This window comes from Loigolactobacillus zhaoyuanensis, from assembly GCF_003946385.1.
Taxonomy (GTDB): domain Bacteria; phylum Bacillota; class Bacilli; order Lactobacillales; family Lactobacillaceae; genus Loigolactobacillus; species Loigolactobacillus zhaoyuanensis.
The window spans coordinates 1-10,057 of record NZ_RHOE01000075.1 but is presented as its reverse complement, the minus strand read 5'-3'; the positions used below and the strand labels follow the sequence as shown (position 1 = coordinate 10,057).

Annotated in this window: 11 protein-coding genes and 1 pseudogene; all 12 read right to left on the bottom strand. The window is 41.9% G+C overall.

Annotated features, from left to right (window positions below):
- Positions 1 to 114 precede the first annotated feature (114 nt).
- Positions 115 to 1,293: a DUF3114 domain-containing protein gene (locus EKM76_RS11525; protein ID WP_125550773.1), complete on the bottom strand. Its 1,179-nt coding sequence runs from the start codon at positions 1,291 to 1,293 to the stop codon at positions 115 to 117.
- A 14-nt stretch (positions 1,294 to 1,307) separates the two neighbouring features.
- Positions 1,308 to 1,820 (bottom strand): hypothetical protein, encoded by a 513-nt coding sequence (locus tag EKM76_RS11520; RefSeq protein ID WP_125550772.1) that lies wholly within the window; start codon positions 1,818 to 1,820, stop codon positions 1,308 to 1,310.
- A 43-nt stretch (positions 1,821 to 1,863) separates the two neighbouring features.
- Positions 1,864 to 2,079: pseudogene (locus tag EKM76_RS11515) on the bottom strand (suppressor of fused domain protein); the annotation flags it as partial.
- Positions 2,080 to 2,114: 35 nt separating this feature from the next.
- Positions 2,115 to 2,462, bottom strand: coding sequence for a hypothetical protein (locus EKM76_RS11510; protein WP_125550770.1), 348 nt, complete (start codon positions 2,460 to 2,462; stop codon positions 2,115 to 2,117).
- The gene (locus EKM76_RS11505) at positions 2,462 to 3,367 is read right to left on the bottom strand and encodes a hypothetical protein (protein WP_125550769.1); all 906 of its coding nucleotides are present in this window, start codon (positions 3,365 to 3,367) and stop codon (positions 2,462 to 2,464) included. The genes EKM76_RS11510 and EKM76_RS11505 overlap by 1 nt, the downstream gene beginning before the upstream one ends.
- A gap of 25 nt (positions 3,368 to 3,392) precedes the next feature.
- On the bottom strand, positions 3,393 to 4,217 hold the full coding sequence (locus tag EKM76_RS11500) for a DUF4064 domain-containing protein (RefSeq protein ID WP_125550768.1): 825 nt from the start codon (positions 4,215 to 4,217) through the stop codon (positions 3,393 to 3,395).
- A gap of 33 nt (positions 4,218 to 4,250) precedes the next feature.
- Positions 4,251 to 5,582 (bottom strand): enhanced serine sensitivity protein SseB C-terminal domain-containing protein, encoded by a 1,332-nt coding sequence (locus tag EKM76_RS11495; RefSeq protein WP_164507646.1) that lies wholly within the window; start codon positions 5,580 to 5,582, stop codon positions 4,251 to 4,253.
- 1,246 nt (positions 5,583 to 6,828) lie between these two features.
- Positions 6,829 to 7,674 (bottom strand): aldo/keto reductase, encoded by an 846-nt coding sequence (locus tag EKM76_RS11490; RefSeq protein WP_125550766.1) that lies wholly within the window; start codon positions 7,672 to 7,674, stop codon positions 6,829 to 6,831.
- Between the two features lie 18 nt (positions 7,675 to 7,692).
- On the bottom strand, positions 7,693 to 8,130 hold the full coding sequence (locus tag EKM76_RS11485) for a MerR family transcriptional regulator (RefSeq protein ID WP_125550765.1): 438 nt from the start codon (positions 8,128 to 8,130) through the stop codon (positions 7,693 to 7,695).
- Positions 8,131 to 8,209: 79 nt separating this feature from the next.
- The gene (gene spx, locus EKM76_RS11480; RefSeq protein WP_125550764.1) at positions 8,210 to 8,611 is read right to left on the bottom strand and encodes a transcriptional regulator Spx; all 402 of its coding nucleotides are present in this window, start codon (positions 8,609 to 8,611) and stop codon (positions 8,210 to 8,212) included.
- Positions 8,612 to 8,628: 17 nt separating this feature from the next.
- A complete protein-coding gene (locus tag EKM76_RS11475; protein WP_125550763.1) occupies positions 8,629 to 9,279 on the bottom strand; it encodes an NAD(P)H-binding protein in 651 nt (216 codons plus the stop codon).
- Positions 9,280 to 9,432: 153 nt separating this feature from the next.
- Positions 9,433 to 9,780: a 50S ribosomal protein L19 gene (rplS, locus tag EKM76_RS11470; protein ID WP_125550762.1), complete on the bottom strand. Its 348-nt coding sequence runs from the start codon at positions 9,778 to 9,780 to the stop codon at positions 9,433 to 9,435.
- Positions 9,781 to 10,057: the final 277 nt, after the last annotated feature.

Below are 10,057 nucleotides of genomic sequence, written 5' to 3'. Positions count from 1 at the left end.
ACCGCGCCGGCAAACTGGCTATCAAACACCCAAAGAGCTTTTCTCCGCTGCTTCCGCCGGTTAAGTTAAGCCCATAAAATATGAATATTAATGAAAATACTGATTTAATAGGATTTATCGTGTGGCTAATTTGTTCTTGCAATTTGGGAATTCATTTTGTTTATCCACATGCTTTTTTACTGCTAATCCTATCAAACTAAATAAAATGATCATTATAATTGCAATTTTTAGATATTTTTTCTTACTGTCAGCCTTTAACTTAGTCGCTATCTCTCTTTTATAAGCCTTTACCCGGTCATACGCACTTTGGTCGTTGACAGCGTACTCATTCGTATTATCTTTATAGGTTGCCGTATCTTTAGGTGGGTAATACTGAGCTAGCACCGCGGTTCTAAAATCCGGATCTAATTTACCAACCCGCATATCCAGCTTGTAATGTGCGGATAATTGTTTCGTTGCTGGGCGATAATCGTTGAAAGCAGCATAATTGAAACTAGCGCCATTTACTAGGCCATTAATGTTCTGTTCCGGCTCATTTAAATAATCAATTTCGTTGATCAAGTGCCCATTACCGGCCAGAATAAATTCTGAATTGAACCCCACTGTGATTTTCAAATTGGCATATTTATAATCACTGGGATAATTGCCAGCTTGATCGATTTTTTGATGTAATCTAGCCGATTCAGCCAGCGAAAACTGCGCCTTATCTAGCGTCCGCAAATACTTAATTAACGCCGCTTGATCATCCAATTGACCAGCAGCCGAATAATTATCCCGCACATAGCGGATTTGTTGGGCCGCGATCACATAACGATATTGATGAACTTGTCGAGCCAATTCCTGGTTTTCAGCTGCTTCTAGCCCCTTTGGAAACGCGATCTGAACTGTTCTTGCTAAATTAGCCCAAAACCTACTTTGCGGCGCGATATTGCCAAAGTTTTTTAATAACGCATTAGTTTGTTGCCTAGTTCCATCAAGACCATGCTCGTAACCCACCATACCAGCTATTTTCATTAACAAAGCTAGCTTACGTTGGCCATGACTAACATCCCCAGCGCCAATTTTGTCTGCTTGCCACATTGCCTGGAAAATACCAGAACCAACTAGATCAGTACTTCTAGTCATTACTGCTATGGCCGCGGTGTGCGACCATTTTGGATCATCAGCTAGCTCTTTTTCCATCTGTTGCTCAATGTATTGAGCGTAAGCCTGAATACTGGCATCAGGCCAACCTTTTTCAAGTAAACCGGCGGCCGCTACAGTATTTTCACTTAAATTCCATTTTAAGCCCATTGACTAACCCCCTGTTACTTGCTGTAATTACCATGTTTATCAACGCGCCGATAATGGTAGACATCTTGCCAAGCCTTATCATAAGAACCATCTTTGAAATAAGTCGTCCACTTGATTGCAAGGCTATTTTTCCTATTTTCAACAATTGTTCCTTTTAAAACTGCCACCTGATGCCAAGTTTCATCATCGGCCGTTATATATCCAGTAATAAAATGAGGATAGCTAACCCGATTGAAAGATTTATCACGTTTTATTTCAATATGATTGCCGTGACCAGTATAAGATCCGACAATTTGATTAAGGGCACCAGTATCTTGATAGATTTTACCATTTCGAAAGCGATAGACATACGCACGATCCATCTCAACTTCCTCCCAATTACCGGATTCTGGTAGATTCACTGACCCGCTTGTTAGCTGACGCAAATAGCTAGTCAGCATAACTAATACCACAACAAATACCAGACAACCGGCTAACCAGATCAATTTATGCTGCTTAGCGCGTGTAATAAGTTTGCTGATCTTCATTTGGTGTTTGACCTACTTTCGTTGTTAAAATTGCTAATGTCCGTTAAATAACCGACTTTCTACCCAAATCGTAAATATCAATTTGTTCCGCAACAAATTTATCTTCCAGAACCTCACTACCGTTATTTTGCAAAAACTTAAATTCAGCATCTGAAATCGGTACTAACAATAACCAATGAATTGATTTATCTTCCGTTTCTAAGCCGGTTAAATCAGCCCACAAAAATGGTTCCGTGAAAAGGATATGTTTCATATCCGTCCCGCTGTAATATTTTCAATTTTTTCTTCCTCACTTTATTGCAAATATTGTAAAAATCCAGTTAAGTCAGTGATTTCAACCTGAAAAAGATACAGTACGCCTAGTAAAAGTACCAAAAGCACAATGATTTTTATTCGGCGTTTATACGGGTTAGTGGTGAGATCAATGTAGATATACTTAGCCGCAACTGCGAGACCAGAGATCAAAAAACCAAAAATTCTATTAAAGTTATTTCCTGGATACCGGCCACTATCAAAATATAAAAAACGTGCGTGAAAGTTAGCGCTGTCCATCTTTAGATCCACTAAAAAACCAATGGTCGGAAGTATCATAAATAGAATTAGCTCAGCAATTTCTCTTTTATTTAACTGTAACTTTTTCATCAATGATTCCTCGCACTTTTTTTCAGTCTTCTAACTGCCAAACCTGACAGCAGTGGCAATACAATGTATGGACCAATAACCAGCGTTAAAAACCATAAACATGCTGCCAGAAAGCCAGTTGCGGCGATCGATTTGATCGCCAACAGCCAAAATAGCCAAGCCGCAATAAATAAAATAATGATCGTACTGAAAATAATGGCTAGCTGACGCTTTATTTTCAAACCTTGCAAATATGATCTAACCCGTAAATAACTAATACCTTGGACGCATAAACATAAAATACCGGTGACATAAACCCACAATATTTGTAGAGCCCACGTCACACTACTGGGCACAAGATACAAAATAATTTCCCCGCTGATCAACAAAATATAGGGTAGACAGCAATTGAGCCAAATTAAGTAGCGCTTCACTAATTTAGGGTTTTCACGTCTTTGAGTAATTGAGTGCTTGCTACCAATATTAGTAACAATTATCTTTACACCTTGTCTAATTGCTTCAGGTCTTAAACTCAACTGCCAATCGTGGCTTAAATAAATAGCGTCGATCACCGTTAATACGCCAGCGCTGCCGATGCCCAGCCAGCGGGAAAATTGATTCACCGCTGCTTTGCCAACGCCACCTTCATCCGTGTAAGTATAAGGCAAGTTATACTTCAAAATAGCGACACCGCTAAGCAGACTGACCACCAACAAAATTAGCGCGACCCATTTGCGGTTATCGCGCTTCAGCAGCGGTAGTGCCACATGGTACAGTGGTGTGATGAATGGTAGTAAATACAGCCCAAGCGTAAAAATAGCAAACCAAAAGTAGGCACCATTTAGCAGATAAAACGCTGCTGTTTCGCGGATCATTAGCCACGCCAAAAGTAATAATACGGCGGCTGCTATTAATTTTTTTAGCATACTATACCTAATCCTTCTCATCATCTTAGCGCTTATGCCTAAACAAGCGCTGCAGTAGCGTCATTGTGGCCCCTTTGCGTTTGGCCCCATTGGCATCAATATTATGTAAAACGTAATTAAGATGCCGGCCTTGCTGAAAGTAGAAAACCGCCTTGCTGCCCGCCGGTTGAAACGGCCAATAAAAAGGTTTTGAAAATTGCTGCAATAAAACAGCGACAAAAACGAACTCATTTGTGAAATTGGTCTGAATAAACTGCTTCATTGCCGCAGCGTCATAGCCGGTTGCCTTATAGTCGCCCAAACTATCCTTGACTCGCTGGCTGGTTATTTTTTCCCATTGTTGTTGCTGCTTTTTTGGTAACGCGTTTAGCGCCTGCTTAAATGAACGCTGCGATTCAGGTTGGCGAATGATAACCGCATTTTCCGCGTTAATTGGATACGCAACGCCCACCTTTAATGCGGCTGGATCTCGTTGCAGCGCCGTTAACAAATTGCGACGAATCAGCCCACGGCGGAAAATCAGCCCTAATTTCACCAGAATGGCCGCTACCCAAATTAGCACCAGCGGTTTGGCGGCAAATAGGGTCACCATTAACCCGAGCACGCTAAAATACGCTTTTAACTGGGCAACGTTGATCCCTGAATAACCGAAAATCAAGCGGCCTTGAAACGCCATCACCACACCGATAACCAGTATTCCCAGCCATATGATGACCGCTAATAGATCATCTAGAATCGTTTCCATATCTAGTGCCCGTTTGAGCACCCCAGGTTTCGGTAAGACAGCGGCAATTTCTGTATGCAAAGTCGGTAAATCGGTTGAGAATTTATTTTCCGTTGGCATTTTCACTAGTTTTCCTTCTTCATTTTATATGATCTTTTTTTAAGTTTTAACTGTCTGAATTAGTGCCGCGTATAAATTGGGTCTACAATTGCTAAAGCCGCAGCGAAGGACTGACTTTCCACAATATCGACATAATGCCCCTGTGAATACGGCGTGACGATTGCCCCAATTTTTTGTGAGAGCAGCGCGGTCACCGGTGTGATCAAGCAATAGTAAATAGCTCCCTTCGCCATCACGTACTGCCCACTGTAGCCAAACTTGCTTGACGTCTGTAATTGCTGGCAATTGTGCTTTCAGCGCAGCCACCATTTCCGTCGGATAATCGGCTGGTTCACCAATTTGCATCTCCGTCGCTTTTTTGATCACATCAGTGGTGTGACCGTGTTGTTCGATATTTTTCTGATCATGCATGTGCTTGATCTGCTGCCGACCAATCACAAAATTTTTCGTGAACGGATTAAGACTAAGGCCAGCATCATCGTGATCAAGTATGATCGCCGCAATGTCTTCAAAGCCAACGACCAACGCTTGATCACTAGGCCGTTGTTGCCACGTTCTCAATTCAGCCCAATTTGAAAAAATAGGCAGCAGCGTTTCATTAGCTGTATTGGTCAATAAAGGAAAACTAAATTTGCTGCCTTTTTGGAGCATATCGGTAGTGGCTTGCCCATCAATTGCTGCGTCAGTTTTCACCACCAATAAAAAGTGGCCCGTCACCGCAATATAGCGAAAAATAGCTTCGCGCGCTTCAGCTTGTTCCTGCGGCTTATCCGCTAATAATTCAAAATACTGTTCTAATTGTGGATTCGTGATCGGTACATTCAAATCTTGTTGAGTGCTTGCCTGCTCGTTGTCGGCACTAGTCAACTGCTCTGCAGCCGGAATAGTATTTTTTGATGTCCTCGCTGTTGCTAGTTTGTGGCCAAACGAGTGACTGGGTCGAAACATGATAAACAAGAAAACAATTTCAATCACCCAACCAAGTAGATTGCCATAAGAATTGGACAATTGAACCAAACCCATTAATACAACCTTGGCGAGATACCACCAAAATGATAGGCCAACATCCCGTAGCCGTCGAATCGTCAGCGTTATTTGCGGTAAAGCACTACCGATCACCCAAACAGCAAGCAGCGCCGTAATGCTATAAAAAACTAACATACTGGTTGGATTATTTTGAGATAATAACAGCCAACCAACAAACCACAGAAACAGAACGCCAAGAATAGCGATGATCAATAAATTAATTATAAAAGTGATACCGTACGCGCGTCTTCCAGTCACCCCTTTAAATTTAAAATAGCCGCGCCAAAAATCGGCGTACGTCGTGCTAATTTCTTTGAACGTTAATTTTTTCTTTGCTGTCTTCACCGTTAATGCCATCCTTAGCTTAATTTGTTCACGAGTGTAACTTATTCCTATTTAAAAATATGACACTTGATTATTACAGACTTTGCTTTCAGTAGAAAAATAGGCCCAACAAAAAGGCGGTATCCGCACGAACACAGCCTACCGCACAATAAAAATCAGCTTATCATTACCAAGTGTGCTAATGGTTTTCTACTATTTACTGATACAGTTTAGATAATTCATATTAATACATAATAGAATTATAAATTATACTATCTAATAAAACAATATTATTTTTAGCAATCTGATTAATTAATTCCTTACCAGAGAAAATGCTAACTGGCGCGGCATATAGCTAGCAAAAAAGAAGTACTCAAATAAAATATGCCGCTTTCTAAAGTTCGGCGGTAATACTAACACGTAAATAGATTTGGTTTGGTTTCATTCCGGCGCTGGCGTGTGGAACGCGTGGCGCGTTGGCAAGCTAATTTTATTTCCAATTAAACCCAATCGGAAAAGAAAATGGATCTTGTCAATCGCGCATGGTACTAGGCGCCCATAATACGGTCACCAAGTACCATCGACACAGCTGCGACTTGGACTTGCCGCACTTCGGCAATAGTCCAATCGACAACGGGAAGCAAGCTCTGTTTAGCAAATAAGTACTAATTGCGATACTTGTAAATAGTGTTGTTAAGAACGAGCGACGGTGATACGCCAGCGCCTCCATTCCACCTTGGTAGTTTTAGAACACTATTTAATTGGTTAGTTTAATTGTCTTAGTTAGTTCAATTAGGATTAACCGGCAGTTGTTAGCGATTCGCAATTTTAAAGCAGATCAGATGCACATAAAAACACCGGTAAAACAGTTTCTGACTGTTTTGCCGGTGTTTTACGTTCTAACTGCCTAACTTTTGCCACTTAAACAATTAACAGTTGAACGTTCAGTTATTGCTTGCTGGAATGGCGTCGCCAGTGGACCACTGTCACTCGATTTTTAAAACACTACTTTGCAAGTATTAGTTACTAGATCATCTTCGCTAAACAGAGCTTTTTCCCCGTTGTCGATTGAACTAATGCGAAAATCGCCAAGTTCAAGTCGCACTCGTTCTGTCCACTGGCGCCGGAATGGAACCAAACTGAATTTGTTTACGAGTTAATATAACCGCATACTTCAGAAAGAAATCAAAATAATTTGAATGCTTCTTCTTTAACCAATGCTTTAATGTTTTTTAAATCAGAATATAGTTTCGCTTAAAAATACCGCCTATTGGCCGCCGCCAAGCCGTTCGACCATTGTTGGATCACGATGATCAAAGAAGGCGGATTCTTTCACATCTAGCGCTGTGATCTGATCCATTTCCGCCGCAGATAATTCAAAATCAAAAATATTGATGTTCTCAAGCATCCGTTCTTGATGCACCGATTTAGCTAAGCTGACGATCCCGCGTTGGTACAACCAGCGCAACACGACCTGGCCCACGCCCTTATCGTGTGCTTGTCCGATCTGGCTGAGCACTTCATTAGTAAATAAATCATGCTTGCCTTCAGCGAACGGTGCCCAGGCTTCAGCTTGGATCCCTAATTTAGTGTGCCAATTCATTTCAGCAGCTTGCTGATTCCACGGATTGATTTCAATTTGGTTCACTTGTGGTGTAACTTCGTTGTGCAAATTCAGATCGACAAAACGATCAGCGTTAAAGTTTGAGATCCCGATAGCGCGCACCTTGCCGGCTTTTTGCAGTTCTTCCATTGCTCGCCATGAACCATAAACATCGCCGTAAGGTTGGTGGATCAAGAATAGGTCTAAATAATCTAATTGCAAACGTTCCAAAGCTGCGGCGAATTCTTTTTTGGTTGCGTCATAGCCAGTATCGCTGACCCAAACTTTAGTGGTGATAAATAATTCTTTGCGGTCAACGCCGGACTCCTTGATGGCTTCACCGACTTCGGCTTCATTACCATAAGCTTGCGCCGTATCGATCAAGCGATAACCTGCAGCGATTGCATCAAGTACGGCTTGTTTCGTGCCGCCATTTTCAATTTGGAAGACACCGAAACCGACGGCGGGCATTTCGACACCATTGTTTAATTTAAAAGTTGGTACTGTCATATTTAAGATCTCCTCAATTTATTTATTTTTTTCGTTCATTTTAAATTGGCGCATGTTCCATAACTGCTCCACATTGTCCACGTTCATTTCACCAGACTTAAACTTGGCCAAATGTTCGTCGTACGTCGTAATTTTATATTTAAGCAGATTCCGCGTCTTTTCAAGTTCAGCAAACTTCGCATCTAATTGCTCCAGTTGTTCATGGAGCACTTCTTTTTGCGCTGCCGTTACATCATCCTTACTTTGGGCCAAGGTGGCAAATTCGATCATCGATTCGACCGACATACCAGCGTTGCGCAAACTCTTGGCCAAAAAGATCCAGTTTAGATCATTGTCTTGATAATTCCGATAACCATTCTTATCCCGCGACACCGGCGGAATCACGCCAACGCGCTCATAATAACGCAACGTATCAATGGAAACATCAAGTAACTCAGATACTTTTTTACTGTTCATGTTAAACCTCCTAAATTTCAAGTTAACCACAGCATAAACCCTGGTGTGAGCACTGGGATAAAAGTTTTAACTCGTTTGCTTAAATTGCTAGTTTTTCTTGTAATTTAGCCAATTCTAATTTTCGCGTCTGCCGTGGTAAAAACCGGCGGATATCTTCTTCATTGTAGCCGATTTGTAATCGTTTTTCATCGAACATGATCGGCCGCTTCAGTAGATCAGGATGCTGCGCGATCAACGCCACTAATTCACTGATCGAGATCGTATCCAGGTTTATTTTTAATTTACTGAAAATACGCGAGCGCACGGAGATCAGATCTTCAGTACCATTCTCCGTCATCCGCAATAAATGCTTGACCTCATTTTGATCTAACGGTTGGACCATAATGTTACGCTCAGTAAATGGAATCTGATGGTGCTGAAACCATGCCCGGGCGTTGCGGCTAGAACCGTTGCTGGAAGCAATATAAAGTTTGACCGTCACCTGATCACTCCTTGTCTTTAATAAACTGGGCGCGCTTGGCCTTGTGTTGCGGGGTCAGCGATACCTAAACTGTCATTAGCGCCATAGTTGGGGTCAGCCACAATATTCAGTACCACAGCGGCAATACTCTGGCGTGAACCAGAAACGCCCACAAAAGTTTCATCTTTTGTCGTGACGGTATACTTGACTTCATCCCGATCATTTAACCACGGTAACCGTAATGTAGTGTACGTTAACCCTGATGCCGCCAATTTTTTATCAGCAGCAATTGCGGCCTGTAAGCCGCTTTTGACCATTGACAAATTCCAGCGTCCAAATTCGCCGGGAACTTCGTTGTAAAGACCGAGTAAACTGGTGGAAATAATCCGGTTAACGCCGTTAGCCTGCATGGCGCTAATGGTATTTTTCGTGATCGCATTGGCCCTACCATGATCGACCACCGCGACGTAAACCATATCTTGACCCAGCATAACTTGGTTGAGCGTTGCGGCGTCAGCAATGTCACCGTCGACGATCGTGACCCGCGGATCGCTGGCCAAATCGTTTAACCGCTGACTATTGCGCAAAACTAAGGTTAAGTTGACCGCGGAAAATTTGGCTTCGGTTAAAATTCGTTGTTCCACGATGCGGGCGATTTGCCCATTAGCTGCTAAAACTAATAAATTCATTTTGAATCCTCCATTTATTGATTGGCTATCCAACTAACTTCACTCAATGTCTATACTTTAAACCCTAGTCCGCACTCCATAGCAAGCTTTTTATTAAAAATATTTTTCAAATAAAAAAAGCCGCCCATTTCTGGACGACTTTTCGTATAAAGTCTAGCGACGGATTTCTTTGATCCGAGCAGCTTTACCGTGCAATGCACGCAAGTAGTATAATTTAGCACGACGTACCTTACCAAAACGAATAACTTCGATTTTAGCAACACGTGGTGTGTGGATCGGGAATGTCCGTTCAACGCCGACACCGTTACTTACTTTACGAACAGTGTAAGTTTCGCTGATGCCTTCACCGCGACGTTTGATAACAACGCCTTCGAACAACTGGATACGTTCGCGTGTGCCTTCAACGACACGGGCGTGAACACGTACGGTATCCCCAGGGCGGAACGTTGGGATATCAGAACGTAATTGTTCCTTAGTGATTTCTGTAATTAATGGATTCATGAAAATTTCTCCTTTTCTACAGACATTCTTGCCGCAACCGCAGCAGCGGAATATCGTGATCAGTGACTTGTCATCACAAAGTTAAATTTTAGCATATAAATTTAATGCTGTAAAGCCTAAATCCTAATGGCCGGATTTACAATGTAAGTGCAACACCAAAATAACTAGACCAAAAAGGCCATGAAGCCTTAAACTTATAAGTGACAAAACCAATAAGTTAGGACGGACTTCATGACCCAATCTAAAGATACCATCAAAAAATCTTATAAGCAACTAT